Raw genomic sequence first — 26,960 nt, forward strand, 5'->3', positions numbered from 1 at the left:
CGCGTAAGCGGAACGCGCGGCGACTTCCTGCGAGCTCAACAAAGTTGAACGCAGGGCGCAAAGGACGCAGGCAGCGGGAGGGATGGGAGAAAAATCGGATCGCACGGGGGCAGATGCTACCACCCGGGCGATTGCAGTCAAGCTGACAAGGAAACGGGATGTTGCGTCCCTATATACAACCCGCCCAAACCCGCTATTTGTTGACGGGCTTGGGCGGGAGGCCACGATCAGTTCGTCGAGACGATGTTGCGTTCCTTGGCGATGCGCTGGCGCAGCTCCAATTCACGCTTGATCTGTGCGGCGTATTCGGCGGGCGTGTTGCCGTCCACCAGCGATCCGCCGTCGGCCAGGCGTTGGACGATCTTCGGATCTTTCAGCGCTTTGACGGCGGCATCGTACACGCGGTCCACCACGGCTTGAGGCGTGCCCGCAGGCGCCACCAGACCGTACCAGGCCATATTGTCCATTTCCGGCAAACCGCCTTCCTTGAAGGTCGGCACGTCCGGCAGGGCGGGCAGGCGCTTGGGCGCGGCCACGGCCAGGGCGCGCAGCTTGCCGGCCTGGATGTGGGGCATGGACGACGGCAGGTTGTCGAACTGGGCGTTGACCTGTCCGGCAATCACGTCATTCAGCGCCGGACCCGAGCCGCGGTAGGGCACGTGCACCATGTCGGTTTTGGTCAGCGACTTGAACAGCTCGCCGTCCAAGTGACCAATGCCGCCCGCGCCCGACGAGGCGTAGCTGTATTTGCCGGGATTGTTCTTCAGCAGGGTGATGAACTCCGCCAAGGACTTGGCGGGCACCGCCGGATTCACCGTCAGCACGTTCGGCACATTCACCAGATTGGTGATGGGGGTGAAGTCCTTGAGCGGGTTGTAGGGGTTTTTGGGGTTGGTGGCCGGATTGGTCGCCATGGTGCTGACGGTGGCGACACCCAGGGTGTAGCCGTCGGGCGCCGAGCGGACCAGCGCATCGGCGCCGATCGAACCGCCGCCGCCGCCGCGGTTTTCCACCACGACCGCCTGGCCGAGCTCACGGCCCAGGCCTTCGGCCACGATGCGGGCGACGATGTCGGTGGTGCCGCCGGCCGCAAACGGCACGATCAGACGAATGGGCTTGTTGGGGTAAGGGTCGGCGGCTTGCGCGACGGAACTAAAGCAGACGCCTGCGATGGCGGCGGCCAGAACGGCCTTGGCATGAGACAGCACGGTCAAGAGTCTTCTCCATATTATGGTTTTCCGAGCCGGCCGGCTTCTTGGGCCGGCGTCGGTGAAGCGCGCTTTGCCGGGTTGCAGACTGAGCTAGCGCTTCGTGGGCGCAATTCCACACAGGAATCCCCCTACGGTCAACTTGGGATTCTCCCTGCTTCCATCAAAAAATATTTTTTGAGTGACGGATAGATAGCCGGAATTGCGGTCATTTAACGGAAAAACCCATGTCTGACAATAAGATGAACGAAGCTCGAATCCCTGCGATTGCGCAATCATTGCGCAGTCATCGTGCTGTCATCCACCTCGTTTTCGCATAAAGTCCTGCATAACTTACAAGAATCTGATATTTTTCGGGGGAGATTCTTGGCCGGTCTTGCAAGAAAACTATTGCGTTTGTTTCTGTCTGCGCCGTTCAATGGGCGTTGGTTGATGTCCCCACGGGGCAACGTGTAGTGCAGCGACGCACCGGTCCAGGGTTCCGTCCGTCATTCAATCCCCGGTCTGTTTCGTCTCTCGCTGCCTTGCGCTGGCGGGAGGGGGCCCGGACATTCTCGGAACGCCATGTCGCTGATCCTGATCCTCGCTCTGCCGTTTGCCGGCAGCCTGTGCGCCGCGCTGCTGCCTTCCAACGCCCGCAATGCCGAGGCGTGGTTGGCTGGCCTTATCGCCCTGGCTTGTGTGGTTCTGATTGCCAGTCTGTACCCGGACGTCGCCAATGGCGGCGTGGTGCGGATGGACATCCCCTGGGCGCCCGCCCTGGGCCTGCAATTCACCCTGCGCATGGACGGCTACGCCTGGCTCTTTGCGTTGATTGTTTCCGGCATGGGCGCGCTGGTAGTGCTGTATGCGCGCTATTACATGTCGCCGGAAGACCCGGTTCCGCGATTTTTCTCCTTCTTTCAAGCCTTCATGGCCGCCATGCTTGGCGTGGTGCTGTCGGGCAACCTGATCCAGCTGGTGCTGTTCTGGGAAATGACCAGCCTGGCGTCCTTCATGCTGATCGCCTACTGGCACCACCGGCTGGATGCGCGCCGCGGCGCCCGTATGGCATTGACGGTTACGGGCGGGGGCGGACTCTGCCTGCTGGCCGGAGTGCTGATCCTGGGTCATATCGTCGGCAGCTACGATCTGGACCGCGTCTTGGCGTCTGGCGACCTGGTGCGCGCAGACCCCTGGTATCCGGCCGTGCTGGTTCTGGTGGCGCTGGGCGCGCTGACCAAGAGCGCGCAATTCCCGTTCCATTTCTGGCTGCCCAACGCCATGGCCGCGCCGACCCCGGTGTCGGCCTACCTGCACTCGGCCACCATGGTGAAGGCCGGCGTGTTCCTGTTGGCGCGCTTCTGGCCGGTGCTGTCGGGTACCGATGAATGGTTCTGGATCATCGGCGGGGCAGGGCTGATCACGCTGGTGCTGGGGGCGTATGCCGCCATCTTCCAGCAGGACATGAAGGGCGTGCTGGCGTATTCCACCATCAGCCACCTGGGCCTCATCACCTTGCTGCTGGGCTTGAACAGCACGCTGGCGCTGGTGGCCGCCATCTTCCACATGATCAACCACGCGACCTTCAAGGCGTCTCTGTTCATGGCGGCGGGCGTGGTGGACCACGAAACCGGCACGCGCGATCTGAGCCGGCTGTCTGGCCTATATAAGGCCATGCCGATTACGGCGACGCTGGCCATGGTGGCGGCGGCGTCGATGGCTGGCGTGCCTTTGCTGAACGGCTTCCTTTCCAAGGAAATGTTCTTCGCCGAAACCACCTTTGTCAGCGGTGACCGGTGGACGGAAATTGGCCTGCCGCTGGTGGCGACCATTGCGGGCGCGTTCAGCGTGGCCTATTCCTTGCGCTTCATTCTGCAAGTGTTCTTTGGCCCTCCGGCCACCGACCTGCCGCGCGCGCCCCATGAGCCGCCGCGCTGGATGCTGTTTCCCAGCGCCTTGCTGGTGTTCATGTGCCTGCTGGTGGGCGTGGTGCCCAGCCTGACGGTGGGTCCCTTCCTGGCGACCGCCGCGCAGAGCATTCTGGGCAAAGACATGCCCGAGTACAGCCTGGCGGTGTGGCATGGTTTGAACCTGCCGTTGGTGATGAGTCTGGTTGCCACGACGGCTGGCGTGCTGCTGTATCTGGCCTTGCGCGCCCATCAACGCGCCAACCCGGGCCGGGTACCGTTCATTTATCGGCTGGATGGCCGCCGCACGTTTGAAAGCCTGCTGGACGGCTCCAGTGTGGCCGCTGCCTGGCTGCTGCGCTGGGTGTCGTCTTCGCGCCTGCAAGTGCAAATGCTGTTGATCGTGCTGGGCGCGTTGTTTGTTGCCTGGCTGCCTTTGCGCGGCGGCGGCTGGCTTGAGGGCACGGGCCGCATGACGCCGGTGGACCCTGCGTTTGCGCTGTTGTGGCTGGTGGGGGGCGTCTGCGCCCTGGCCGCGGCCTACCAAGCCAAGTATCACCGTCTGGCGTCCCTGGCGTTGGCGGGCGGCGCGGGTCTGATCACCTGCCTGACCTTCGTCTGGTTCTCGGCGCCCGATCTGGCGCTGACCCAGTTGTCGGTTGAAGTCGTCACGCTGGTCCTGTTGCTGCTGGGTTTGCGCTGGCTGCCTCGCCGGATCGAGAAGGACGACGAAGAAACCCTCAAAGCCACGCTGCGAGCGCGTGGCCGCCGGTTGCGTGACTTGCTGATGGCCACGGCCGCCGGCACCGGCATGGCAGCGCTGGCCTACGCAGTGCTGGTGCGCCCGCAAGGCGATACGATTTCTTCCTATTTTGTTGACCGCGCCTTGCCCGACGGCGGCGGTACCAACGTCGTCAACGTCATCCTGGTGGACTTCCGCGGTTTCGACACCTTTGGTGAAATCACGGTGCTGGGCATCGTGGCGTTGACGGTATACGCGCTGCTGCGCCGCTTCCGCCCAGCCGCTGAAAGCGCGGATCTGCCGCGCCAGCAAAAGGAACAGGACGGCGGCGTGCCGGCCGCGCCCGACATCAAATCGCTGGTGCCTACCGGTTCGATGATGGTGCCGACGGTGCTGGTGCGTCTGCTGTTGCCCACCGCCGCGCTGATTTCGGTGTACTTCCTGCTGCGCGGTCACAATCAGCCGGGCGGCGGTTTCGTCGGCGGGCTGATCTTTGCCACGGCCGTCATCCTGCAATACATGGTGGGTGGCGTGTACTGGGTGGAGTCGCGCAGCCGCTTGAACCCGCAAAACTGGATCGGGATCGGCCTGCTGTTTGCCGGCACGGCAGCAGTTACTGCGTGGTTGGCCTATAAACCCTTCTTGGCCGCGCTGGCCTGGGATGTCGCGTTGCCACTGATCGGCCACGTGCATCTGTCCAGTGTGCTGCTGTTCGACCTGGGCGTGTACATGCTGGTCGTGGGCTCCACCGTGCTGGTTCTGGTGGCCCTGGCTCACCAATCGCTGCGCGCGCAACGCAAGGCCGCCGCCGAAATTCAAGCGGCTGCCACTCAAACAGGGGAAGCCTGATGGAATTGATCTATGCCGTCGCGATCGGCGTGTTGGCGGGCTCGGGGGTCTGGCTGCTGCTGCGGCCACGAACCTTCCAGTTCATCATGGGGCTGTCGCTGGTGTCTTACGCGGTGAACCTGTTCATTTTTGGCATGGGTCGGCTGACGTCGGGCCGCCCGCCTGTGGTGGACTCTGCCGTGGCGCATGATCCCTCCTGGTATGCCGATCCGCTGCCCCAGGCGCTGGTGTTGACCGCGATTGTGATCGGTTTTGCCACCACCGCCTTGTTTCTGGTTGTGCTGCTGGCCTCGCGTGGCCTCACGGGTACCGACCACGTTGATGGACGGGAGTCCCAATCTTGAGTTTCTGGCTGCAACATCTTCCTGTATTGCCGATCATCACTCCGCTGCTTGCCGGCGCGGTGATGCTTTTGCTGGCCGATACCAGCCGCTATGCGCGCGGCGCGATCGCAGTCGTCTCCACGCTGGGCCAACTCGCCGCGGCGATTGCCTTGCTGGCCGTCGCGGGGGGCGCCGTGCCTGGCGTCTGGCCGGACGGAGTAGGGGTCTACCTGGTGGGCGATTGGCCGGCGCCGTTCGGCATCGTGCTGGTGGTCGACCGATTGGCCGCCGTCATGCTGACATTGACCGCGGTGCTGGGTCTGGCGACGCTGACCTACGCGCTGGCCCGCTGGGACCGCGCAGGCGTGCATTTCCATTCCTTGTTCCAGTTCCTGTTGATGGGCTTGAACGGCGCATTCCTGACGGGTGACCTTTTCAACCTGTTCGTGTTCTTTGAAGTGCTGCTGGCCGCATCCTACGGTTTGCTGCTGCACGGCTCAGGTGTGGCGCGCGTCAGCGCAGGCCTGCAATACATCGCCGTGAATCTGATAGCTTCGTTCCTGCTGCTGATCAGCATTGCGCTGATCTACGGCGTGACCGGCACGCTGAACATGGCTGACCTGGCACTGCGCGCAGGCAACCTGACTGGCGCCGACCGCATGCTGTTTGAGGCGGGCGCGGCGATTCTGGGCGTGGCCTTTCTGGTCAAGGCCGGGGCGTGGCCGCTGAACTTCTGGCTGGTCAAGGGGTATGGCTCGGCAGGCGCGCCGATTGCCGCCATGTTCTCCATCATGACGAAGGTCGGTATCTATGCCCTGTTGCGTATCGGTTCGCTGCTGCTGCCTTCCGGCGCACCCGCGGCCTTTAGCCTGGACTGGATGTTTGCCGCGGGATTGGCAACGTTGCTGTTCGGGGCGCTGGGCCTGCTGGCCACGCAGCAACTCGAAAAGATGGTGGGCTACTGCGTGATTGTGTCGGCTGGCACGCTGCTGACCGCGCTGGGCATGCCGGGCGTCACGCTGACGGGGCCCGCGCTGTTCTACCTGATCAGCTCCGTGCTGACGACAGGCGCTTTCTTCTTGCTGGCCGAACTGATTGAACGCACGCGCAGCTTTGGCGCCAACGTGCTGGCGGTAACGCTGGACGCGTTCGATCTGGACGACCCCGCGTCGGTAAATCGGTCAGACGACGTGGTCGGCGTGGCCATTCCGGCCGCCATGGCATTCCTGGGCCTGGCCTTCATCTGCTGCGCCTTGCTCGTCACGGGGCTGCCGCCCTTATCGGGCTTTGTCGCCAAGTTTTCGTTGCTGTCGGCGGCGGTGTCTGCCGCCAATGAATCCGCGCCGCCGTTCGATGCGTGGATTCTGGTGGCGGCGGTGCTGGTGTCCGGCTTGGCCGGGTTGATCGGCTTGGGCCGCACCGGCATCCGGGTGTTCTGGGCCAGCGATGACCGCAGCACGCCGCGCCTGCGGGTGATCGAGGCAGGGCCGGTAGCGGTGCTGCTGCTCTTGTGCGTGGGTCTGGCGGCAGGCGCGGGCCCGGTGTCGGCCTATCTGGACGACGCGGCGCGCTCGCTGGATCAGCCCAAGTCTTACATTGATGCTGTCATGTCCGCGCAAACCGTGCGCGGCGTAAAAGGAGGCAGCTGATGCGCCGTCTCTATGTGCTGTTTCTGCCCGTTTTCCTGTTTGTCTTGTGGCTGGTCCTGAACGAAAGCCTGTCCGCCGGACAAATCGCGTTGGGTGCGGCGCTGGCTCTGTGGTTTACGTGGGCCGCGTCGCGGCTGCGTCCTCTGCACGCGCGCCCGCACCGGCTGTGGAAGGTGTTGCCGCTTTTCCTGCACGTCACCTGGGACATCATCAAGTCCAACATCGCGGTGGGCAAACTGATCCTGAATCCGCGGCGCAATGATTTCTCGCCTGGGTTCATTTTTATCCCGCTGACCATGCGTGATCCGCATGGCCTGGCGATGCTGGCTTGCATCGTTACCTACACGCCCGGCACCGTCTGGGTGGACCTGACCGACGACCATCGCCTGAAGCTGCATGTGCTTGATCTGCAGAACGAAGACGACTGGATCACGCTGGTGCAGGAGCGCTACGAGCGCCCGTTGATGGAGATGTTTGAATGACAATGAACACCGTACTGTATTGGGCGGCGTCCTTTGCCTTGGTGTGCTTTGCGCTGGGGATGGTGTTTGCCACCGTCCGCCTGCTGCGGGGCCCGACCGCACAAGATCGCGTACTGGCCCTGGACACGCTGTATATCAACGGCATGCTGACCATGCTGGTTTTCGGCATCCGCACCGGCTCGTCGCTGTATTTCGATATCGCTTTGCTGATCGCCCTGTTCGGCTTTGTCGGGTCCACTGCGATGGCCCGTTTCCTGTTGCGCGGCGAGGTAATCGAGCCATGATCACCGCTGAAATTCCCCTGTGGGCAGGTATTCCGGCCAGCATTCTGCTGGTGCTGGGCGGCTTGCTGGCTGTCGTCGGCTCGGCCGGGCTGCTGCGTTTCCGGTCTTTTTATGCGCGCATTCACGCGCCCACGCTTGGCAACACCATGGGCTGCGGCTGCGTGCTGGCAGCCTCCATCCTGGTGTTCTCGGCACTGTCGGCGCGGCCCGTCTTTCACGAGGTGATCATCACGTTGCTGCTGGTCGTGTCCTCACCCGTGACGGCCATGCTGTTGATGCGCGCCGCAACGTACCGCAACCGTTTGACGAAGGCCGATGCGGACCTGGATGCGCGTTAGTACGGTAACAAGAAACGAGTGAAAGGGACGTGTCCCCAGATATCGCGGTGCGGCACGTGAAACGTAACCTTACGAATTCATGTTGCTGGACATGTCCCCGACGCCGCATCGTGGGATAGTGGGTTCATGCCAGCGGTTAGATGCAGGCCCGGTCTAGCCGCTGCTTTCGGTTCAATTCTTTAAGGAGCTGGCCATGAACGTACGTCCCATGCATACCAAACGCCTTGCGGCATCCCTTTGCGCGGCAGGCTTGATGTTGGCCGCCGGAGCGGTCCACGCGGCAGATGCGATCGGCCGCGCTGCCATCCAGTCCCAATACGAGCAGGACGTCGCCAAGTGCAAAAGCGGCAACACGAATCAGGACAGCGCAACCTGCTTGCGTGAAGCGGGCGCGGCGCGCGATGAAGCCAATCGTCAGAATCTGAAGGAAGGCAGCACGGATCAGCATCAGCAAAACATGGTTGACCGTTGCAATCGCCTGCCTGGCGCATCACGCCAGGACTGCCTGACCCAAATGAGTTCACCTTCCAATGTGCGCGGCAGCGTGGAAGGTGGCGGGGTGCTTCGCGAAACCGTGATTCAGGTGCCCGCAGGCACGGTGCCGCCAGCGGCTCCGGCTCCCGGGATGGCCCCGGGGATGGCTCCCGCTCCGGGCGCGGGCGCCACACCGATGCCCCTGCGCCAATAATCGCAGCGCAGTAGAGCGGCCGGAAGCGCGGTTTTCCGCGCGTCCGGGGCGCGGCCGCCGCCACAATCAGGCAAAATGGCGGCTGTCGCCATCAATCCGCCCTTACTCACGCATCTCATGTCCGACGTCATCGCCCTGATTTTCGATTTCGACGACACGCTGGCTTCGGACAGCACGTCCGGTTTCCTGGACAGCATCGGCGTGGACACCGCAGCTTTCTGGAAAGACCAGGTCGACCCGCTGCTGTCCCAGCAGGACTGGGACCCGGTGCCCGCGTATCTGTACCAAATGATCCAGTTGTCTCAGTCGGGCACGAATGGCCTGATTACGCAGCAACGCTTGAAAGAGTGGGGCGCGCGTCTGGAACTGCACGCTGGCGTGCCTACGCTATTCCAACGGCTTCGCGCTGCCGTGCGCGCAGAGCAACCGCAAGTGCAGCTGGAGTTTTATTTGATCTCCAGCGGCATCGGCGACGTGGTGCGGTCCACGCCCATCGCGCATGAATTCACGGAAATCTGGGCGTCGGAATTTGTGTACGGCGAAGACGGCGGCATCACCTTTCCCCGCCGCATCGTCAGCTTCACGGATAAAACGCGCTACCTGTTCCACATCCAGAAAGGCATCATCGGCCGCGACTTCCGCAACAAGCCCTTTGAGGTCAACCGCAAGGTGCCTGAAGACCGTTTGCGCGTACCGTTCGACCAAATGGTGTTTGTGGGCGATGGCTACACCGACATTCCGTGCTTTTCGCTCATCCGGCGCGCGGGCGGTTATGCCTTTGGCGTCTGGGACCCCAAACATCGCGACAAGCGCAGCCGGGCGTGGGGCTTTATCGAAGAAGGCCGCGTGTCCAATCTGAATCAGGCCCGCTACGACGAACAGGCCGAACTCTATCAATGGCTGGAAGAGGCCGTGATCAGCCTGGCTGGCCGTATCGCACTGAAGTCCCGGGTGTATCGTGGTTGAGGCTGGCGCGCTGGCGCCGGTTCAGCCCTGGACCGAAGAAGACGCCCGCTATATCCGACTGGCCCTGGAAGAAGCCCAGGGCGCCTATGACATTGGCGAAGTGCCAGTCGGCGCGCTGGTCGTGTCCGCCCAGGGCGAGATCCTGGGGCGCGGCTACAACCGCACCATCATCGACCACGACCCGACCGCTCACGCCGAAATCGTGGCCCTGCGCAATGCCGCCCGCCACCTGGAAAACTACCGTCTGCCGGGCATCACGGTCTATGTCACGCTGGAACCCTGTGTCATGTGCATCGGTGCGATGCTGCACGCCAGGCTGGCCCGCGTGGTATTTGGCGCTTACGACCCGAAAACGGGCGCCTGTGGCAGCGTGCTGGATGTCGGCTCGATCCCAAAACTCAATCATCACACTTCAGTCACCGGCGGCGTGCTGGCGGAACCTTGCGGCGACCTGCTGCGCCGGTTCTTCCGAGAGCGCCGCGCCAAGGAATCCATAGCATGAGCACCCCCAAGCCCGCCAAGGCAGCCTCCAGAACTGCCGCTAAAACGGCGGCTAAACCGGCTGTGAAACCGGCTGTGAAAGCCGCCGCCCGATCGGCTGCCAAACCCGCTGCCAAACCCGCTGCCCGATCGGCTGTGAAACCTGTTGCGAAAGCGGATGCAAAGTCGGGTCGCGCCAAAGCCGCAATCCTTCATGATCACGATCACGACGCCCACGAATGCACCGATGATTGCGGCCATGACCACGCAGCCGGACACAGCCATGTGGTGCCGGACGCCCGAGGCATCTATCTGATCTCGCCGTCTTCGGCGGTGCGTGATCCGGCAACCGTCGAACTGGCCCGTGAACGCCTGGAAAAGCAGGGCTTCAAGATGGCGTTGGACCGCACTGCCTACGCGGAACACCAGCGCTTTGCCGGCACGGATGCGCAGCGTCTGGCCAGCCTTGAACGCGCGGCGAAGCAAAAGCTGCCCATCGTGATGGTCACGCGTGGCGGCTACGGTATGGGCCGTTTGTTGCACCAGATCGATTGGAAGGCCATGGCCGATAGCGGCAAGCGCTTTGTCGGCATGAGCGACTTCACCGCCTTCAACCTGGCCTTGCTGGCCCAGACCGGCGCAGTCAGCTACACCGGCGCCACCGCTGTCGCCGACTTTGGCGGCAAGAAGGTCGATGACCTGACCGAAGCGCTGTTTGGCGAAGTCATGCGCGGGGAACTGGAAATTCTCAGTTTTGAAACGCAGGACGCCGACGCCGTCGACGCGCGCGGCATCCTGTGGGGCGGCAATCTGGCGATGGTGACGTCCCTTATCGGCACGCCCTATATGCCGAAGATCCGCGGCGGCATCCTGTTCCTGGAAGATGTGGCCGAACATCCGTACAGCATTGAACGCATGCTGATCCAACTGTGGCAGGCCGGTATCCTGGCCAAGCAGAAGGCCATCGTGCTGGGCAGGTTCTCGGACTACAAGCTGGCCCCGCACGACAAGGGCTATGATCTGCCGGCAGTCGTGGCGTGGCTGCGCAAGCATGTGAAGGTGCCGGTGATCACCGGCCTGCCGTATGGTCATGTGGCCACGAAAGCCACCTTGCCGATCGGGCAGAAGGTGGGCATCGCTACCGAGAAGGGTTTGGCGCATCTGGTGCTGGACGAACACCACCACTAAATCCTGCGCCAATCGGCGCAATACGCTCTCGAAGACAGACCCGGTCCGTGTTCGAGGGCGTTTTCATTTGAACCCGCCCCGTTCGTCCGCGTGGTGTTGTCTGCGTGGCCTGAGTTGAAATAGGGGCCGTAGCCCCCATTTGGTACACTACCGGGTTTCTCCGCACGCGTCTTCAGACGCCTTCAATCGTAAAACCACCGTGATATCCACAGCCAATCTCACCATCCAGTTCGGTCCCAAGCCCCTTTTCGAGAATGTCAGCGTCAAGTTCGGGGAAGGCAACCGGTACGGGCTGATCGGGGCCAATGGGTCCGGTAAGTCTACGTTCATGAAGATCATTGGCGGCGACCTCGAATCGTCGGGCGGCAACGTCTCGCTAGATCCGGGCGTGCGCCTGGGCAAGCTGCGCCAAGACCAATTCGCGTTTGAAGACCTGCGCGTGCTGGATGTTGTGATGATGGGCCACACCGAGATGTGGGCCGCCATGTCCGAACGCGACGCCATCTACGCGAATCCGGAAGCGACGGAAGACGACTACATGCGCGCCGCCGAACTGGAAGCCAAGTTTGCCGAATACGACGGCTACACGGCCGAAGCGCGTGCCGGCGAGCTGCTGCTGGGCCTGGAAATAGCCGTAGACCTGCACAACCTGCCGATGCGTGAAGTCGCGCCGGGCTGGAAGCTGCGAGTGCTGCTGGCGCAAGCGCTGTTCTCAAACCCTGACGTCCTGCTGCTGGACGAGCCGACCAACAACCTGGATATCAACACCATCCGCTGGTTGGAAAACGTGCTGAACGGCTACCAGAGCACGATGATCATCATCAGCCACGATCGCCACTTCCTGAATCAGGTGTGCACGCACATGGCCGACGTGGACTACGGTGAAATCCGCATCTACGCCGGCAATTACGACGACTACATGCTGGCTTCCACTCAGGCCCGCGAGCGCCTGGTGTCGAACAACGCCAAGGCCAAGGAACGCGTGGCCGAATTGCAGGACTTCGTGCGCCGCTTTGCCGCCAACAAGTCCAAGTCACGCCAAGCCACGTCGCGCTTAAAGCAAATCGACCGGATCAAGGCCGACCAGGTTGTCGTCAAGCCGTCTTCGCGCCAGAACCCGTACATCCGCTTTGAACAAAACAAGGTCATGCACCGTCTGGCGGTCACTGTCGAAAACCTGACCAAGGCTTACGACGCACCCGTGATCACCAAGTTCTCGGCCATGGTTGATGCCGGCGAAAAGATCGCCATCATCGGCGCGAACGGCGTGGGTAAGACCACCTTGCTGCGCTTGCTGGCCACGGAGCTGCAACCGGATTCGGGCTCGGTTAAATGGTCTGAAAACGCTGACCTGGGCTACATGGCTCAGGACGTGTCCGACCAATTCCTGCAAACCGACATCAACCTGCTGGACTGGATGGGCGACCATCGCCAGCAAGGCGACGATGACCAATCCATCCGTTCGGTTCTGGGCCGCCTGCTGTTTTCGGCAGACGATCTGCCCAAGGCGCCCAAGGTGCTGTCGGGTGGAGAAAAGAACCGCATGACCTTCGGCCGCCTGATGCTGGGCCGGCATAATGTCATGCTGCTGGACGAGCCGACCAACCACTTGGATATGGAATCGATCGAATCGCTCCAGTTCGCGTTGGAAAAGTACGAAGGCACGCTCGTTTTTGTGTCGCATGACCGCGAATTCGTTTCCGGTCTGGCGACCCGCGTGATTGAAATTCTGCCTACGGGCGAGATCATCGACTATCGCGGCGGCTACGAAGACTATCTGGAATCGCGCGGCATCGAAGCCTGATGCTGATAAACACGGCGCACCCCAGGGTGCGCCGTGTTGTTTCTGGCCGTGTTGGGCCCAAGGCGCATCGGTTTCCAGCGTCGCCATTCAGCCAGCTGCAAACTGCCTACGCTATCATCGGGTAAACCCTGGCCTTTTCTGGTCAGGCAACTGCCCCGTCTTCCATGTCCCCCACACTGCATACCGCGCCTGACGGCGCGCAGATCGGCACGTTCACGCTGACGTCCCGCATCGTTTCCATCGCCTTCTTTACGTTCATCTGCTATTTGGCCATCGGGCTGCCGCTGGCCGTATTGCCCGGTTATGTCCACGACAAGCTGGGTTATGGCTCTGTCCTGGCGGGCCTGGCAATCAGTGTGCAATACGTGGCAACCTTGTTAAGCCGCTCGCACGCGGGCCGCATGGCGGACACCGTGGGGCCGAAACAGACGGTGGTGATCGGCATGGCGGCTTGCGCGGCCAGCGGCGTTTTTCTGCTATTGGCCTACGCGTTTGAGCGCAGCGGCTGGCTGAGCCTGACGGCGATCATCATCAGCCGGCTTGCGCTGGGGTTCGGCGAAAGCTGGGTCGGCACGGGGTCGGCCACCTGGGCCATTGCCCGTGTAGGCCCCTTGCACACCGCCCGTGTGATTTCGTGGAACGGCATCTGTACCTATGGCGGTCTGGCATTGGGTGCGCCCCTTGGCGTCTATCTGGAAACCGAATGGAGCATGGGCGCACTCGGCGGCGCGGTGCTGCTGCTTGGCCTGATCGGCCTGGGCCTGGCGATTTCACGGGCAGCAGTTGCCATCGTCGGCGGGCACCGCATGGCATTCAAGAGCGTGGTGCTGCGCGTTTTCCCGCACGGCATGGCTCTGGGGCTGGGCTCGGTCGGTTTCGGCACGCTGGCCGCCTTTGTGGCGCTGTATTACGCCAGTTTTTCGTGGGACGGCGCGGCCCATGCGCTAAGTGCATTCGGCTGCGCGTTTATCGGCGTGCGCTTGTTGTTTGCGGGCACTATCACTCGCTTTGGCGGTTTCCGGGTGGCGCAGGTGTCTTTCCTGGTCGAAGCTGCGGGCTTGGTACTGCTGTGGCTGGCGCCTAATCCCACCGCCGCGTTGCTCGGCGCCGCGTTGACGGGTTGCGGTTTTGCGCTCGTCTTTCCGGCGATTGGGGTTGAGGCGGTGGCCCGGGTGCCCGCAGGCAGCCGAGGAGCTGCGCTGGGGGCCTATTCGGCGTTTCTGGATCTCGCCCTGGGCGTGACGGGGCCAATCGCGGGGTATATCTCGAGCGGCTACGGTTATCCGTCAATCTTCTTGTCGGCGGGGGTGGCGGTGTTGGCGGGTTTCACGATTGCGTATGGATTGCAGCGGCATGCCAACCACGAACGGGCCTTGAAGGCGGCGGCTTAAGGCAAGCCGGGAAGGGCGGTTGTTATTACTAAACCAACTAAAGACATTCAATATTGATTGTTTGGATTCATATAACGAATTGTTAGATTAGGGCTCGTTCCCACGCGCGCCACGATTCGTTCCATGAACCTGACCTTCGATCACGTCCACAAACACTTCGGCGATTTGCCCGTTGTGGATGGCTTTACCAGCGAAATCAAGACCGGTGAACTGGTCGCTCTGGTCGGTCCGTCTGGCTGCGGCAAATCCACCTTGCTGCATTTGGCCGCAGGGCTGGAATCGCCCACGCAAGGCAAGGTGCTGGCTGATGGCCAAGCCATCGCCGGTCCGCACCCCAGCCGCACGCTGGTTTTCCAGGAACACGCGCTGTATCCCTGGCTGACCATCGAAGACAATGTGGCGTTGGCGCTGGAATTCCAAAACACCCCGAAAAAACGCGCCCGCGCTGCCGCCCGTGAATGGCTGGCACGCGTCAGTCTGGCGGGTTTTGAACACTATTACCCTCATCAGGTGTCCGGCGGCATGCGGCAACGCGCCGCGTTGGCGCGCGCCTTTATCGCGCAGCCCAAGACGATGCTGATGGACGAGCCCTTTGGCGCGCTGGACGCCTTGACGCGTCTGAGCCTGCAAGATGTGCTGCGCCAACTTATCGCGCAGGAAAAGCCCACCGTGCTGCTCGTGACGCACGATGTGGACGAGGCCCTGTTCCTGGCCGACCGCATCGTCGTCTTCAGCCCGCGCCCGGCGCGCGTGCTGCGCGAATTCAATCTGGCTCACCGCGTGAAAACCCACGATTTGTCGGATCTGGCCGCTGAAAAGCGCGAGATCCTGCGTCTGCTGGGCATTGCGGTAGACGGTTCGAACGCGCACGCCGATCTGGCCCTTGCTGCGTGAATCCGGCTGCCTGAATCCTGATTTCCATCTTAAGCGGCGCAATGCGCCAACCTGAATTCCCTGGAGCTCTTCTGATGAACTTGAAGAAATGGTTGTCCCTGCCGCTGGCCGCGGCGCTGCTGGCAGCGGCCCCCGTGATGGCCGCTGAAAAATTCCGCGTCGGTTATCTGCGCGTGATGGACGATGCGCAAGCGATCGTGGCTCATGAGGGCGGCTACTACAAGAAGGCAGGGCTGGACACCGAGCTGATCGAATTCAAGTCGGGCACCGACTTGATCAAGGCCATTGTGGGCGGCCAGTTGGACATTGGCGTGCTGGGCTTCACCAACGCGGTGGCCTGGGCGTCCAAGGGTGCAGATTTGAAGGTGGTAGGCGGAGCCCAGCAGGGCTACCACTCGCTGATCGTGCGTGACGATTCGGGCATCAAGGATATCGCCGGCCTGAAGGGCAAGACGCTGGCTTCGCAAGCCGAAGGCAGCACCGCCGACGTCGTGTTGAAGGGCGTGGTGCTCAAGCAGGGCAACCTGGGTCCCGATGACGTGAACGTCATGGGCGTGAGCCCGGCCGTTGCGGTGCAGTCGCTGGTGGGCAAGCGGGTCGACGCCGCTTTCCTGTTTGAGCCCTATGACCGCATCGCGCAACTGGTTGCGCCCGTCAAACAGATCTACGAAGTGGGTCAGGCTTGGCCGTTCCCTTGCATGGTCGTGATTACCTCCGGCGAAACGCTGGCCAAGCGCAAGGATGACGTCTGGAAGGCGCTGGACGCCCAGAACCAGGCCATCACGCTGTTGCAGAAAGAACCCGCGCAGGCTTCCAAGCTGATCGCGTCCTATTTCATCGCAGAGCCCACGCTCAAGACGCTGAACCGTGGCGAACTGCCGCGCGAAACCGTGATTACTGAAGCCATCAGTACGCAGGTGTTCACGCCCAAGCTGACGGCCAAGGACACGGCCCGCATGCAGGAAATTGCAGACATTCTGCAAGCGCAAGGATCGCTGAAAACACGTGATGGCAAGCCTTACGACGTGTCCAGCATTGTCGATCTGTCCTGGCAAGAGGCGCGCAAACTTTGAGCTCGTCTACCCGAGTGACCGGCGCCCGCAAGCATCTTGCGGGCGTTTTGGGCGTCCTGTTCATTCTTGCGTTGTGGCAGTTGGCGGCGTTTGCCTTGCCTGACTTTCTGATGCCGGGCGTGCCTGCCGTGGTCGAACGCTTGTTCGAGGACTTGGGCAAGCAGTCGTTCCATCAAAGCCTGTTGGGCACGCTGGGCCGTCTGGGGGCGGGCTACGGGCTGGCATTGACGGCGGGTATCGGTTTCGGGCTGGTGGCAGCGGTGCTGTTCTTCTTCCGTGAAGTCCTGCGCAGCGCCATCGTCATTCTGCAATCGATTCCGTCGATTGCCTGGGTGCCGCTGTTCCTGATCGTGATGGGTTTTGGCAATACGCCGATCATTGTGGTGGTGGCGTTGTCGGCATTTTTCCCTGCCGCACTCAGCGTGATGAACGCAACGGAATCGGTCCAGCGCGTGCATGTCTCTGCCGCGCGCGTGATGGGCGCCACGCGCTGGGGGCTGGTCAAACGCGTGTACCTGCCGGCCGTCATGCCGGAGCTGATCACGGGCGCGCAGCTCGCGTTTGGCAACGCCTGGCGTGCGCTGATCTCGGCCGAAATGCTGATTGGCTTTGGCAAGGGCCTGGGCCGTTCGCTGGCTTATTCGGGCGAGATTGCCGACATGACCGGCGTCATGACCAACATCCTCGTCATCGCCGTGCTGGCTGCGCTGATCGACCAGTTTGTGCTTGAAAACCTGAAACACCGCCTGCTGCGGTATCAATACGTTTAGGCCCGCCATGATGCGCCGCGTCCGCCTGTTTGCCGTCATCGCTGCATTGGTTAGCGCAAGTAGCGTGCAAGCGCAGCCTGACGCCTTTGCTGCCGCGCGGGCGCGCGGCGAGCTGGTCGTGGGCGTGCCCTATCTGGCGCCTCCGCCAGCGGCAGGCGCCAAGATCCGCACTCCCGACGGGCTGGACGCCAACATGGCGGAAAAGCTTGGGTCAAGTCTGGGTTTGCCTGTTCGCTTGCAGCAAGTAACGCCGGACCAAGCTGGTGCGGCGTTGGCGGCAGGCCAGGTTGATGTGGTGCTGGCTGATCGCGATGGCAGTCAGCCTCAATCCGTGGCGGAGTTGCCGACGGGTTATGGCGCACGCCCCAAGGCTTTGATCCGTAGCGATACCCGCCTGCGCAAGCCGGGCGATGCGCGCGGGCATACGGTTTGCATGGCCGAGGCGGCTACGGCATCCAAGGCTCTGGCTGAAAGCTGGGGCGCGGTGGTGCGCACCTATCGCGTGCCCTCCGACGCGCTGGTCGCGGTCCGCGAAGGCACCTGCGATATCGGTCTGGTGGACGATGCGGTGTGGGAGCCTCTGGTCCGCTTTCCTGAATGGAAAAAGTTCTCTTCCACCTTGGCTGCCGATGGCGTTCGTCGAGAGCGCGTTTGGCTGCTGCCTGCAAGCGACGCAGCTGGCCGGACTTGGGTGGCAGACCAAATGAAGGCTTGGAACCGCTCCGATGCCTGGAAGACGATGACGGCAAAATGGGCGCGCGACGTGGCGTTTGACGTTTACCTGGATCAAGAAGTGCCAGACTGCCACGGCTGACGCGCTGGGCCAGCACTTACAATGCCGGGCATGACGCATACGTTGACCGCTCCTTGCTCGTACCAGGAAGACATCAAGAAAAGCCGCTTTATCGCGCACGCAGCCCCGGTTGCGACCGTGGACGAAGCCATGCGCTTTTTTGCTGGCCACAACGAGCCAGAAGCCACCCACAACTGCTGGGCCTACCGCATCGGCCAGGAATATCGCTTCAATGACGACGGCGAACCCGGCGGCACAGCGGGCCGGCCCATCTTGCAGGCCATAGAAGGGCAGGACATGGACCGCGTGGCGGTGCTGGTGGTGCGCTGGTATGGCGGCATCAAACTTGGCGCAGGCGGACTGGTGCGTGCGTACGGGGGCTGCGCAGCCAATTGTTTGCGCCTTGCCGAAAGGACCGAGATTGTCGATTTGGCCACTGTCACGTGCGCCTGCGGTTTTGCGGAATTGGCGCTGTTGAAGTCACGCCTGGCGCAGGCGGGCGCCACGATTCAACAAGAAGAATTCAATGCAGATGGCGTGACGCTGTGCTTCGTGGTGCCGCGCACCGCGGTGAGTGACCTTGAGGTCACTGTGGCGAACATTACGCGCGGGCGCTCCGCTTGGGAGCTGGTGTCATAAAGCAAGGGGCCCGATGGGCCCCTTGATGGTTTATGCGCTTTGGCTGTCTTGCGCCGCTGCGATTTCCTGGTGGACCTTTTCCATGTCCACTTCCTTGATCTTCGCAAGCAACTCGTTCAACTGCCCGCCCGACAAGGCGCCGGGTTGCGAGAACAGCAGAACCTTCTCACGGAAGACCATAAGCGTGGGAATCGAGCGGATGCCCAGGGCGCCGGCCAGTTCCTGTTCGACATCCGTGTTCACTTTGGCAAACGTGACGTCGGCGTGTTCGGCTGCGGCCTGTTCAAAGACGGGCGCAAAGCCGCGACACGGGCCGCACCAGGGAGCCCAGAAGTCGACGATCAAGGTGCCGTCAGGGGTGATAGCGTCCTGGAAGCTGTCTTTGGTGAGTTCAACAATACTCATTTTGGATCCTTGCCGCGTGTGGCGGCACAAAAAAAGGCGGTGTCAGAGACCTGGGGTGTTCCTGCCCCGGACCTGAATGGGCGACGCTTTGATTGCCGGATGCTTAGAACGTAGGAACTGATAAGTCCATAGTAGAGCGGGCAATGGTCGCGTCGCAATGGTTGGCGCTTGGAAGAGCGCAGTCAGCGGTGCTTGGACCGCGGTTTTTATAGAGAATCAGCCGTCGTTCTTTAGCGAGGCCACGATTTCGAAAGAGCGCAGGCGGTCCGCCAGATCAAAAAAGTCAGACACGATCATGACTTCGTCGGCCTCGGTCTCGGCCACCAGGGCCTCCAGGCGGCGTTTGACCGTATCGGGGCCGCCCACAATGGCGGCGCCCAATCTTTGATGGACAGCTTCTTGCTCCCATTCGTTCCACAAACCGTCCATGCTGTCGACAGGAGGCTGCAATTGCAGCCGGTTGCCTCGGACCAGCGACAGGAATTTCAACTGCTGGGTGGTCGCTTGACGGCGCGCGGCTTCGTCGGTTTCGGCGGCAATAACGGGTACGCCGATCATGGAGTAGGGGCGGGCCAACGTGGCCGAAGGCTTGAACAAGTGCTTGTACAGACGCATTGCCGCCATGCCCTCGGGCGAGAAATGACCCGCGAACGAGAACGGCAGCCCAAGCTCGGCAGCCAAACGGGCGCTGAAATCGCTGGACCCCAACAACCAGATTGGAACGTTCAAGCCTTCGCCGGGGATCGCACGCACGGGTTGACCTGGCCGCGAGGGCGCCAGAAAACCGCGCAATTCTTCGACCAGGGCGGGGAATTCCAGGCCGCTGCGGGGGCCGCGGCGCAATGCATGCTGGGTGGCTCCATCGCTACCGGGCGCGCGGCCCAGGCCTAGGTCGATCCGGCCCGGATACAGCGTTTCCAGGGTGCCAAACTGCTCGGCAATGATCAGGGGGGCGTGATTGGGCAGCATGATGCCGCCAGAACCCACGCGCAGCGTCTTCGTGTGCGAGGCCACATGGCCAATCAGCACGGCGGTCGCGCTGCTGGCGATGCCATTGATGTTGTGGTGCTCGGCCAGCCAGAAACGGTTGTAGCCCAAGCGTTCGACATGCTGGGCTACCGCCACCGTATTGCGGAAGGCGTCGGCCGCGTCGCGTCCCTGCACAATGGGGGCCAGGTCCAGAACGGAAAAGGGAATGCTTGCCAGACGGCTCATGCCAGTCGCTCCAGGAGGGATTGTTCTATGGGGGGGGCGGCACAGGCCGGCAGCGCGGGGACAAAGCGGGTAAGGCGCAAGGTGTACTCCATATACCGTGATACATGGGGAGTGTATCGGCGAAATCAAGCGGCAAAGGCAGCAACCTTATGGCCGGGCGGGTTGTATTGGCTTGGGCTATGCGCGTGATTGGAAGGGCCAATGGCGGTGCCTTGCGCCACCCGCCGTCGCTTAAAGAATGTCTGGTTCGAGCGTTGAGCGGGCAGTAAAAAAGCCGCCACGGCGATGGGCCGGGCGGCTTGGCGCTGGACAAGATTTACGGTCTCTACCCAGGGAAGAATGCGTAGCGGATCACAAACAATACCGCCACCAGCCACGTTGCCGGATGCACATCGCGGACCTTGCCGGTAGCCGTCTTCAGCACCACGTAGCTGATGAAGCCAAACGCAATACCGTTGGCGATCGAATATGTGAAGGGCATGACAAGCGCGGTCAACGCGGCCGGGGTGGCTTCGGTGACTTCGTTCCAATCGATGTCGATCAGTTCGCGCATCATCAGGCCAGCCACGTAGAGCAGGGCGGGCGCGGTGGCGTAGGCCGGCACAGCGCCAGCCAAGGGCGAAATGAACAGCGCGGCCAAGAACAGCAGGCCCACGACCAGCGCAGTCATGCCAGTCCGGCCGCCTGCTTGCACGCCCGAGGCGCTTTCGACATAGGCGGTGGTGCTGCTGGTGCCCAGCGCCGATCCCGCAACAATCGCCGTACTGTCGGCAAACAGGGCGCGGCCCAGGCGGTTCGGACGGTTCTCCGGCATCAGGCCCGCGCGCTTGGCAACGCCCACCAGGGTGCCCGTGGCATCAAAGACCTCGACCAGCACGAACACCAGGATCACGTGCACAAAGCCGCTATGCAGGGCGCCCAGGATGTCCATCTTGAAAAAGGTGGGCGCCAGGCTGGGCGGGGGCGCGAAGATGCCCTTGAACTCGTTGTAGCCCAAGGCCATGGACAGCACCGTGACCACCAGGATGCCGATCAGGATGGCGCCGCGCACACGCAGCGCGTCCAGCGAGGCAATGATGAAGAAACCCAGAATGGCGAACAAAGGCGCGTGGCCGGTCAGATCGCCAAGCGAAACCTTGGTGGCGGGGTGCGCCACCACGATTTGCGCGCTGGATAGCGCGATAATGGCAAGAAACAACCCGATGCCTGCGGCAATGGCGCTGCGCAGCGAATGCGGAATGCCCTTGACCAGCCAGACCCGTATGCCCGATATCGTCAGGAATAGAAAGATAATGCCCGAGATGAACACGGCGCCCAGCGCCTGTTCCCAGGTATAGCCCATGGTCTTGACCACGGTGAAGGCAAAGAAAGCGTTCAGGCCCATGCCGGGCGCCATCCCGATCGGCCAGTTGGCGATCAGCGCCATCACCAGCGAACCCAGGGCTGCGGCCAGGCAGGTGGCGACGAATACGGCGTTGCGGTCCATGCCCGTCGATGACAGGATGTCCGGGTTGACGAAGATGATGTATGACATCGTCAAAAAGGTCGTCAGCCCCGCCACGATCTCCGTGCGCGCGGTCGTGCCGTGTTCACGCAGCTTGAATAGCTTCTCCAGCATTCCAGTCCCCAGTGTTTTTGCAGGTTGCGGGTTGTTATAGGCAGGGGCCGGAAGGCCTTCTGCATGTTCAGAAACAGGCGTATTTTCGCATCAGTTGTAAACTCTGCCGCCATGATTATCCTAGGCTTTGAAAGCTCCTGCGACGAAACCGGTGTCGCAGCCGTCTGTACCGAACGAGGTCTGCTTGCGCACGCGCTGCATACCCAGATCGCCATGCACCAGGAATACGGGGGCGTGGTGCCGGAACTCGCCTCGCGCGACCATATCCGCCGAGTGGTGCCGTTGACGCGCCAAGTGCTGGAAGAAGCGGGCCTGCAAATGTCCGATATCGGCGCCGTGGCGTATACCGCCGGGCCCGGTCTGGCCGGCGCTTTGCTGGTTGGCGCCAGCGTGGCGCAGTCGTTTGCGTGGTCGCGCCATCTACCGGCCATTGGCATCCACCACCTGGAAGGCCATCTGCTGTCGCCGATGCTGGCGGACCCTCGGCCCGACTTCCCCTTTGTGGCGCTGCTGGTGTCTGGCGGCCATACGCAGCTGATGCGCGTGGACGGCGTGGGCCGCTACGAGCTATTGGGCGAAACGCTGGACGATGCCGCCGGAGAAGCGTTTGACAAGTCCGCCAAGCTGATGGGCCTGGGTTATCCGGGCGGTCCGGCGCTGGCCAAGCTGGCCGATCAAGGCGACGCATCCCGTTTTGATCTGCCGCGTCCCATGCTGCACAGCGGGGATCTGGATTTCAGCTTCAGCGGCCTGAAAACGGCGGTGCTGACGCGGGTCAAGGCGGCCGAAAAAGAAGGCGGGCTGACTGATCAGTCGCGTGCCGACCTGGCTGCCGCGACCCAAGGGGCGATCGTGGACGTGCTGGCGGCCAAATCCATCCGCGCGCTGAAACAGACGGGCCTGCGCCGTCTGGTGGTGGCGGGGGGCGTGGGCGCCAATCAATTGTTGCGGGCCAAGCTGGCCGCCGCGCTCAAACCCTTGAAGGCGCAAGCCTATTTTCCGCCGCTGGAGTTGTGCACCGATAATGGCGCGATGATCGCCTTTGCGGCGTCAGAACGGGTCAAGGCAGGTTTGGTGACCCTGGACCCCGACGCGCACAGCTTCACGGTCAAGCCGCGGTGGGATCTGGCTGAGATCGGCTAGAAACATTGCGGGAAAATGAACAAGGGCGGCCCGCTGGGGCCGCCCTTGTTCATGGCGCGTTCATTGATTACTTCTTTTTGCCGCTGCCAATACGGCTTTCCGTGCCCTGGATCAGCCGGGTAATGTTCGCGCGGTGGCGATAGAACAGCAGCAGGCCGATCACGACCAGCGTTACGGTCATGGGCGGCTGGGCATGCCAGGCCAGCCCCGAACCAAACACGTAATATACGGGTGCGAAAAAGGCCGCGACCAGCGACGCCAGCGAGGAATAGCGGAAGAACACGGCAATGATGAGCCAGGTTGCCGCCGTTGCGACTGCCAGCCAGGGCTGAATCGCCATCAGCACGCCCAGCGCCGTCGCCACGCCTTTGCCGCCCTTGAAGCCCAGGAAAATCGGGTACAAATGGCCCACAAAAGCGGCCAGGGCTACCGCTGCCAGGGCGGCAGGGGCAATGCCGGGGGCCAGTTGTTCGGCCAGCCAGATCGCGAACCATCCCTTGGCGGCGTCACCCAGCAGCGTCAACGCGGCAGCGGTTTTGTTGCCAGTGCGCAGCACGTTCGTGGCGCCAGGATTTTTGGACCCGTAGCTGCGGGGGTCTTGCAAGCCCATGATTTTACTGACCACTACGGCAAATGGCACGGAGCCGATCAGGTAGGCCAGCAGGATAAGCGCAGCAGTGAACACCAGGGAAGGCTCGGTCATCGCCATGAAAGGGAATCCGTTGTTGTCGTAATGGCTGCGGATTCTACCGCGACCGGCGGCTGCCCCGGCTACGGGTTATCGAGTGTGGCAGCGGCGCCCGAATCAACAGGGGATCATTCAGGCTGACATACAGGGTGCGGCCGTGGACGGTACAATCCGACACGTCCACCCGCGTTTAATTTCTTTCGGATGCACAATGCGAATTCTGGTTTCGAACGATGATGGTTACTCGGCCCCTGGGCTCGAAGCGCTGGTAGCAGCGCTGCAAGGCTTGGGCGACATAACCGTCGTTGCGCCCGAGACCAACCACAGCGGCGCCTCGAACTCCCTGTCGCTGAATCGCCCCTTGTCGGTGCGTACGGCGTCGAACGGCTTTATTGCCGTGAACGGCACGCCCTCGGACTGCGTCCACGTGGCGCTGACCGGTCTGATGGACACCCGCCCTGATCTGGTGGTGTCCGGGATCAACAACGGCGCCAACATGGGCGACGACACGCTGTATTCCGGCACGGTGGCCGCGGCCAGCGAAGGCTACCTGTTCGGCATCCCCGCCATCGCGTTCTCGTTGGCCGAGAAGGGCTGGGAACACCTGGACTCCGCGGCGCGCGCCGCCCGGCTGGTGGTCGAACGCCATCTGGCCCAGCCGCTGGCGGCGCCGGTGCTGCTGAACGTCAACATTCCCAACCGCCGTTTTGAAGACCTGCATGGCTTCGCTGTGACGCGTCTGGGCAAGCGCCATCCCTCGCAACCCGTGGTGCGCACCACCACGCCTTATGGCGATACGGTGTATTGGATTGGTCCCGTGGGTTTGGCCGCCGATGCCACGCCTGGCACGGATTTTCATGCGGTGGAGCAGGGCACGGTGTCGGTGACCCCGCTACGCCTGGATCTCACACAGCACAGTCAGCTGGATGAAATCCGCACTTGGGCGGAGCCGCTATGCGTAAACGCGTAAGTCAACCGGATGTGTCCCAAGCGGTCCCGGGCCGGCCCGGTCCGGTGCGCTATGACTCGGGCAGACTCAGCCCGGGCGTCACGGCCTCGAACAGCAACACCCGCATTTCGGCAGCCACGTTGCAGCGGCAGACGGCTGCGCCCGCGCCTGCCGCTGGCGGCAACCTGGGCTTGAATTCCGATCGTTTGCGCCAGGCAATGGTGCAACGGCTGCGCGGGCAGGGCATCAGTGATGAACGCGTGTTGAACGCCATGGCTGCGGTCCCGCGCCATCTGTTCGTCGACGAAGCCCTGGCCAGCCGCGCCTATGAAGACGCGGCGCTGCCCATCGGGCACTCCCAAACCATTTCGCAGCCTTGGGTCGTGGCGCGCATGATCGCCGCCGCGTGTGAAGACCGCACGCCGACCCGCGTGCTGGAAGTGGGCGCGGGTTGCGGATATCAAGCCGCCGTCCTTGCGCAGTTTGTGCGTGAAGTCCACTCGATTGAACGCATCCGCGGCCTGTATGAACTGGCGCGCGAGCATCTGCGCGCCTTGCGGCTGACCACACGCATCCGCTTGATCTATGGCGATGGCACGCTGGGCCTGCCCGGCGTGGCGCCGTTCGATGCTATCGTTGTGGCTGCCGCTGGCTTGGCTATCCCGCAAGCTCTGCTTACTCAGCTTGCGCCGGGTGGACGCCTTATCGCTCCCGAAGGGGGCACGAACCAGCGCCTTGTGCTGATCGAACGCACGGGTGCCGCCAGCTGGAAACGTACTGAATTAGAGGCCGTGCGCTTTGTGCCGCTACGTGCCGGAATACAATCTTGAGCAAACAGGAGAAACGTATGCTCAACGGGCAGTCGCAACTGACCGCTATGACTATGGGCGCGTCCATGACGCGCCTTCGCCGCCCGCTATTTATTGCGGGGGCACTCAGCCTGGCCATTTTGGCCGGCTGCGCATCGAAAGGAACTCGTGCACCGGTGGTCGACATGACCGGCGGGCAACCTGCGTCGTCGGCTCAGCCGACGGGCAGCTATGTGGTCAAGCCGGGCGACACGCTCTACAAGATCGCTCGCGCCAACAATGTCGATATGGAAAGCGTCAAGCGCTGGAACAATCTTACCGACCCCAACCAGATTTCGGTTGGCCAGGTATTGAAGATGTCCGGCGGCACTGGCGGCGGTACGCAGGTGACGCCAGTCGCCAGCGCCAAGCCGCAACCGCGCCCGCTCGATCAGCCCGAGACCCCCGCTGCAACCACGCCGTCGCCTGAGGCCACGCCGACAGCGCCTCCGGCTCCCGTCGAGGTCAAGCCCACGACGCGCGCTGCCGATGCCAGCGTCATCAACTGGGCATGGCCAGCTGGCGGACCTATCGTGCAGACGTTCAACGCCAGCAGCAAGGGCATTGATATCTCCGGCGCGTTGGGCGATCCGATCACCGCTGCGGCGGATGGTCTGGTCAAGTACAGCGGCAATGGCGTGCGTGGCCTGGGCAATTTGATCATCGTTGAACACCAGAACGGTTTCATCACTGCTTACGCGCACAACCGCGCGCTGCTGGTGAAGACGGGCCAGAACGTCAAGCGCGGCGCCAAGATCGCCGAACTTGGCCAAAGCGACACCACGTCGCCGCGCCTGCACTTCGAGATCCGCCGCCAAGGCACCCCCGTGGACCCGATGCAGTACCTGCCCGCCAAATGACGCCCACCCTGGTATTCGACCTTGAAACCATCCCCGATGCCGATGGGCTGCGTAAGCTCAACGGCTGGGGGCCCGAGGTCCCTGACCAGGAAGTGGTCGAACGCGCGCTGACCGCCCGCCGCGAGGCCGTGGGGCACGACTTCCTGCCGCTGCATCTGCACAAGGTGGCGGTCGTGGGTTGCGTATTCCGCGATGACCAGGGTTTTCGCGTCAAGACGCTGGGCCAGCCCGATGATCCCGAAGCCGCCTTGTTGGCGGGGTTCTTCAAGACCATCGAACGCTACACGCCCAAGCTGGTGAGCTGGAATGGATCGGGGTTCGATCTGCCCGTTCTGCATTACCGCAGCTTGATCCTGGGCGTTCCCGCGCCGCGTTATTGGGACATGGGCGAAGAAGACCGCGATTTCAAGTTCAACAACTACATCGCGCGTTATCACACCCGCCATCTGGATTTGATGGATGTCCTGGCCAAGTACAACGGCCGCGCCAATGCGCCGCTGGATGAACTGGCCAAGCTTTGCGGTTTTCCCGGCAAGCTGGGGATGGACGGCAGCAAAGTCTGGGAAGCCTGGAGCCAAGGCCGCGCCGACGAGGTCCGCGCCTATTGCGAAACCGATGTCGTGAACACCTGGCTGGTGTATTGCCGTTTCCGTTTCCTGCGCGGCGAACTCGACCACACTTCCTACGAGGCCGAAATCGCCCTGGTGCGCGACACACTCGCCGCCAGCGATGCGCCGCACTGGAAGGAATACATGGCAGCCTGGGACGCAGGCTAAGCCGGCGG

At 62.6% G+C, this 26,960-nt stretch carries 27 protein-coding genes; 22 read left to right on the forward strand and 5 right to left on the reverse strand.

Features of this window, described 5'->3' with window-relative positions; all coding sequences use genetic code 11:
• Positions 1-227: 227 nt before the first annotated feature.
• Positions 228-1,214 carry a Bug family tripartite tricarboxylate transporter substrate binding protein gene (locus RAS12_RS05580; protein ID WP_306945953.1) on the reverse strand — a complete coding sequence of 329 codons (987 nt, stop codon included), beginning with the start codon at positions 1,212-1,214 and terminating at the stop codon, positions 228-230.
• Between the two features lie 558 nt (positions 1,215-1,772).
• Here RAS12_RS05580 and RAS12_RS05585 point away from each other — a divergent pair.
• The 17 genes from RAS12_RS05585 (at position 1,773) to RAS12_RS05665 (ending at position 18,450) form a co-directional block, all read left to right on the forward strand.
• Positions 1,773-4,688 (forward strand): monovalent cation/H+ antiporter subunit A, encoded by a 2,916-nt coding sequence (locus RAS12_RS05585; RefSeq protein WP_306945955.1) that lies wholly within the window; start codon positions 1,773-1,775, stop codon positions 4,686-4,688.
• Positions 4,688-5,032: a Na+/H+ antiporter subunit C gene (locus tag RAS12_RS05590; RefSeq protein ID WP_306945957.1), complete on the forward strand. Its 345-nt coding sequence runs from the start codon at positions 4,688-4,690 to the stop codon at positions 5,030-5,032. The genes RAS12_RS05585 and RAS12_RS05590 overlap by 1 nt, the downstream gene beginning before the upstream one ends.
• Positions 5,029-6,660, forward strand: coding sequence for a monovalent cation/H+ antiporter subunit D (locus RAS12_RS05595; protein ID WP_306945959.1), 1,632 nt, complete (start codon positions 5,029-5,031; stop codon positions 6,658-6,660). Before RAS12_RS05590 ends, RAS12_RS05595 begins: the two co-directional genes overlap by 4 nt.
• Positions 6,660-7,142, forward strand: coding sequence for a Na+/H+ antiporter subunit E (locus RAS12_RS05600; protein ID WP_306945961.1), 483 nt, complete (start codon positions 6,660-6,662; stop codon positions 7,140-7,142). Before RAS12_RS05595 ends, RAS12_RS05600 begins: the two co-directional genes overlap by 1 nt.
• 2 nt (positions 7,143-7,144) lie before the next feature.
• Positions 7,145-7,426, forward strand: a complete 282-nt coding sequence (locus RAS12_RS05605; RefSeq protein ID WP_306951317.1) for a K+/H+ antiporter subunit F — start codon at positions 7,145-7,147, stop codon at positions 7,424-7,426.
• Positions 7,423-7,764, forward strand: a complete 342-nt coding sequence (mnhG, locus tag RAS12_RS05610) for a monovalent cation/H(+) antiporter subunit G (RefSeq protein ID WP_306945963.1) — start codon at positions 7,423-7,425, stop codon at positions 7,762-7,764. The genes RAS12_RS05605 and mnhG overlap by 4 nt, the downstream gene beginning before the upstream one ends.
• A gap of 193 nt (positions 7,765-7,957) precedes the next feature.
• Complete coding sequence (locus RAS12_RS05615) at positions 7,958-8,452, forward strand: hypothetical protein (RefSeq protein WP_306945966.1); 495 nt, start codon at positions 7,958-7,960, stop codon at positions 8,450-8,452.
• 117 nt (positions 8,453-8,569) lie between these two features.
• A complete protein-coding gene (locus RAS12_RS05620) occupies positions 8,570-9,418 on the forward strand; it encodes an HAD family hydrolase (RefSeq protein ID WP_306945968.1) in 849 nt (282 codons plus the stop codon).
• Between the two features lie 10 nt (positions 9,419-9,428).
• On the forward strand, positions 9,429-9,920 hold the full coding sequence (gene tadA / locus RAS12_RS05625) for a tRNA adenosine(34) deaminase TadA (protein ID WP_306951319.1): 492 nt from the start codon (positions 9,429-9,431) through the stop codon (positions 9,918-9,920).
• Positions 9,917-11,086 (forward strand): LD-carboxypeptidase, encoded by a 1,170-nt coding sequence (locus RAS12_RS05630; protein ID WP_306945970.1) that lies wholly within the window; start codon positions 9,917-9,919, stop codon positions 11,084-11,086. The genes tadA and RAS12_RS05630 overlap by 4 nt, the downstream gene beginning before the upstream one ends.
• A 199-nt stretch (positions 11,087-11,285) precedes the next feature.
• Entirely contained in the window at positions 11,286-12,890 is a 1,605-nt protein-coding gene (locus RAS12_RS05635) for an ABC-F family ATPase (RefSeq protein ID WP_306945972.1), read from the forward strand.
• Between the two features lie 164 nt (positions 12,891-13,054).
• Entirely contained in the window at positions 13,055-14,281 is a 1,227-nt protein-coding gene (locus RAS12_RS05640; protein WP_306945974.1) for an MFS transporter, read from the forward strand.
• A gap of 123 nt (positions 14,282-14,404) precedes the next feature.
• Positions 14,405-15,175 (forward strand): ABC transporter ATP-binding protein, encoded by a 771-nt coding sequence (locus RAS12_RS05645; protein WP_306945976.1) that lies wholly within the window; start codon positions 14,405-14,407, stop codon positions 15,173-15,175.
• A gap of 74 nt (positions 15,176-15,249) precedes the next feature.
• Positions 15,250-16,248 (forward strand): ABC transporter substrate-binding protein, encoded by a 999-nt coding sequence (locus tag RAS12_RS05650; protein ID WP_306945978.1) that lies wholly within the window; start codon positions 15,250-15,252, stop codon positions 16,246-16,248.
• Positions 16,245-17,018, forward strand: a complete 774-nt coding sequence (locus RAS12_RS05655; RefSeq protein WP_175172654.1) for an ABC transporter permease — start codon at positions 16,245-16,247, stop codon at positions 17,016-17,018. The genes RAS12_RS05650 and RAS12_RS05655 overlap by 4 nt, the downstream gene beginning before the upstream one ends.
• 7 nt (positions 17,019-17,025) lie before the next feature.
• A complete protein-coding gene (locus tag RAS12_RS05660) occupies positions 17,026-17,832 on the forward strand; it encodes a transporter substrate-binding domain-containing protein (RefSeq protein ID WP_306945982.1) in 807 nt (268 codons plus the stop codon).
• A gap of 30 nt (positions 17,833-17,862) precedes the next feature.
• Positions 17,863-18,450: an IMPACT family protein gene (locus RAS12_RS05665; RefSeq protein WP_306945983.1), complete on the forward strand. Its 588-nt coding sequence runs from the start codon at positions 17,863-17,865 to the stop codon at positions 18,448-18,450.
• 30 nt (positions 18,451-18,480) lie between these two features.
• Here the strand turns inward: RAS12_RS05665 and RAS12_RS05670 are convergent, their stop codons facing one another.
• From RAS12_RS05670 to RAS12_RS05680, 3 genes are all read right to left on the reverse strand, one after another.
• Positions 18,481-18,855, reverse strand: coding sequence for a thioredoxin family protein (locus RAS12_RS05670; RefSeq protein WP_306945984.1), 375 nt, complete (start codon positions 18,853-18,855; stop codon positions 18,481-18,483).
• Between the two features lie 216 nt (positions 18,856-19,071).
• On the reverse strand, positions 19,072-20,070 hold the full coding sequence (locus RAS12_RS05675) for an LLM class flavin-dependent oxidoreductase (RefSeq protein ID WP_306945985.1): 999 nt from the start codon (positions 20,068-20,070) through the stop codon (positions 19,072-19,074).
• A 325-nt stretch (positions 20,071-20,395) separates the two neighbouring features.
• On the reverse strand, positions 20,396-21,688 hold the full coding sequence (locus tag RAS12_RS05680) for an NCS2 family permease (RefSeq protein WP_306945987.1): 1,293 nt from the start codon (positions 21,686-21,688) through the stop codon (positions 20,396-20,398).
• A 111-nt stretch (positions 21,689-21,799) separates the two neighbouring features.
• On the opposite strand from RAS12_RS05680, the gene tsaD reads away from it, so the two are divergent.
• Positions 21,800-22,831: a tRNA (adenosine(37)-N6)-threonylcarbamoyltransferase complex transferase subunit TsaD gene (gene tsaD / locus RAS12_RS05685; RefSeq protein WP_306945989.1), complete on the forward strand. Its 1,032-nt coding sequence runs from the start codon at positions 21,800-21,802 to the stop codon at positions 22,829-22,831.
• A 67-nt stretch (positions 22,832-22,898) separates the two neighbouring features.
• Here the strand turns inward: tsaD and plsY are convergent, their stop codons facing one another.
• Positions 22,899-23,540 carry a glycerol-3-phosphate 1-O-acyltransferase PlsY gene (gene plsY / locus RAS12_RS05690; protein WP_306945991.1) on the reverse strand — a complete coding sequence of 214 codons (642 nt, stop codon included), beginning with the start codon at positions 23,538-23,540 and terminating at the stop codon, positions 22,899-22,901.
• A gap of 190 nt (positions 23,541-23,730) precedes the next feature.
• Here plsY and surE point away from each other — a divergent pair, with 190 nt between their 5' ends.
• The 4 genes from surE to RAS12_RS05710 are packed head-to-tail and all read left to right on the forward strand — an operon-like array spanning position 23,731 to position 26,952.
• Positions 23,731-24,489 (forward strand): 5'/3'-nucleotidase SurE, encoded by a 759-nt coding sequence (gene surE, locus RAS12_RS05695; protein WP_306945993.1) that lies wholly within the window; start codon positions 23,731-23,733, stop codon positions 24,487-24,489.
• Complete coding sequence (locus RAS12_RS05700) at positions 24,474-25,298, forward strand: protein-L-isoaspartate(D-aspartate) O-methyltransferase (protein WP_306945995.1); 825 nt, start codon at positions 24,474-24,476, stop codon at positions 25,296-25,298. The genes surE and RAS12_RS05700 overlap by 16 nt, the downstream gene beginning before the upstream one ends.
• Before the next feature lie 17 nt (positions 25,299-25,315).
• Entirely contained in the window at positions 25,316-26,176 is an 861-nt protein-coding gene (locus tag RAS12_RS05705; RefSeq protein WP_306945997.1) for a peptidoglycan DD-metalloendopeptidase family protein, read from the forward strand.
• Positions 26,173-26,952, forward strand: a complete 780-nt coding sequence (locus RAS12_RS05710) for a 3'-5' exonuclease (protein WP_306945999.1) — start codon at positions 26,173-26,175, stop codon at positions 26,950-26,952. Before RAS12_RS05705 ends, RAS12_RS05710 begins: the two co-directional genes overlap by 4 nt.
• Positions 26,953-26,960 lie beyond the last annotated feature (8 nt).

This window comes from Achromobacter seleniivolatilans (genome assembly GCF_030864005.1).
Classification (GTDB): Bacteria; Pseudomonadota; Gammaproteobacteria; order Burkholderiales; family Burkholderiaceae_B; genus Achromobacter; species Achromobacter seleniivolatilans.

Bases quoted from the DNA above. Each gene is read 5' to 3' on its own strand.
- RAS12_RS05585 (WP_306945955.1), top strand. From the start codon at position 1,773: ATGTCGCTGATCCTGATCCTCGCTCTGCCGTTTGCCGGCAGCCTGTGC.
- RAS12_RS05590 (WP_306945957.1), top strand. From the start codon at position 4,688: ATGGAATTGATCTATGCCGTCGCGATCGGCGTGTTGGCGGGCTCGGGG.
- RAS12_RS05600 (WP_306945961.1), top strand. From the start codon at position 6,660: ATGCGCCGTCTCTATGTGCTGTTTCTGCCCGTTTTCCTGTTTGTCTTG.
- RAS12_RS05605 (WP_306951317.1), top strand. From the start codon at position 7,145: ATGAACACCGTACTGTATTGGGCGGCGTCCTTTGCCTTGGTGTGCTTT.
- mnhG (WP_306945963.1), top strand. From the start codon at position 7,423: ATGATCACCGCTGAAATTCCCCTGTGGGCAGGTATTCCGGCCAGCATT.
- RAS12_RS05615 (WP_306945966.1), top strand. From the start codon at position 7,958: ATGAACGTACGTCCCATGCATACCAAACGCCTTGCGGCATCCCTTTGC.
- RAS12_RS05620 (WP_306945968.1), top strand. From the start codon at position 8,570: ATGTCCGACGTCATCGCCCTGATTTTCGATTTCGACGACACGCTGGCT.
- RAS12_RS05630 (WP_306945970.1), top strand. From the start codon at position 9,917: ATGAGCACCCCCAAGCCCGCCAAGGCAGCCTCCAGAACTGCCGCTAAA.
- RAS12_RS05640 (WP_306945974.1), top strand. From the start codon at position 13,055: ATGTCCCCCACACTGCATACCGCGCCTGACGGCGCGCAGATCGGCACG.
- RAS12_RS05645 (WP_306945976.1), top strand. From the start codon at position 14,405: ATGAACCTGACCTTCGATCACGTCCACAAACACTTCGGCGATTTGCCC.
- RAS12_RS05650 (WP_306945978.1), top strand. From the start codon at position 15,250: ATGAACTTGAAGAAATGGTTGTCCCTGCCGCTGGCCGCGGCGCTGCTG.
- RAS12_RS05660 (WP_306945982.1), top strand. From the start codon at position 17,026: ATGATGCGCCGCGTCCGCCTGTTTGCCGTCATCGCTGCATTGGTTAGC.
- RAS12_RS05665 (WP_306945983.1), top strand. From the start codon at position 17,863: ATGACGCATACGTTGACCGCTCCTTGCTCGTACCAGGAAGACATCAAG.
- RAS12_RS05670 (WP_306945984.1), bottom strand. From the start codon at position 18,855: ATGAGTATTGTTGAACTCACCAAAGACAGCTTCCAGGACGCTATCACC.
- RAS12_RS05675 (WP_306945985.1), bottom strand. From the start codon at position 20,070: ATGAGCCGTCTGGCAAGCATTCCCTTTTCCGTTCTGGACCTGGCCCCC.
- RAS12_RS05680 (WP_306945987.1), bottom strand. From the start codon at position 21,688: ATGCTGGAGAAGCTATTCAAGCTGCGTGAACACGGCACGACCGCGCGC.
- tsaD (WP_306945989.1), top strand. From the start codon at position 21,800: ATGATTATCCTAGGCTTTGAAAGCTCCTGCGACGAAACCGGTGTCGCA.
- plsY (WP_306945991.1), bottom strand. From the start codon at position 23,540: ATGGCGATGACCGAGCCTTCCCTGGTGTTCACTGCTGCGCTTATCCTG.
- surE (WP_306945993.1), top strand. From the start codon at position 23,731: ATGCGAATTCTGGTTTCGAACGATGATGGTTACTCGGCCCCTGGGCTC.
- RAS12_RS05700 (WP_306945995.1), top strand. From the start codon at position 24,474: ATGCGTAAACGCGTAAGTCAACCGGATGTGTCCCAAGCGGTCCCGGGC.
- RAS12_RS05705 (WP_306945997.1), top strand. From the start codon at position 25,316: ATGCTCAACGGGCAGTCGCAACTGACCGCTATGACTATGGGCGCGTCC.
- RAS12_RS05710 (WP_306945999.1), top strand. From the start codon at position 26,173: ATGACGCCCACCCTGGTATTCGACCTTGAAACCATCCCCGATGCCGAT.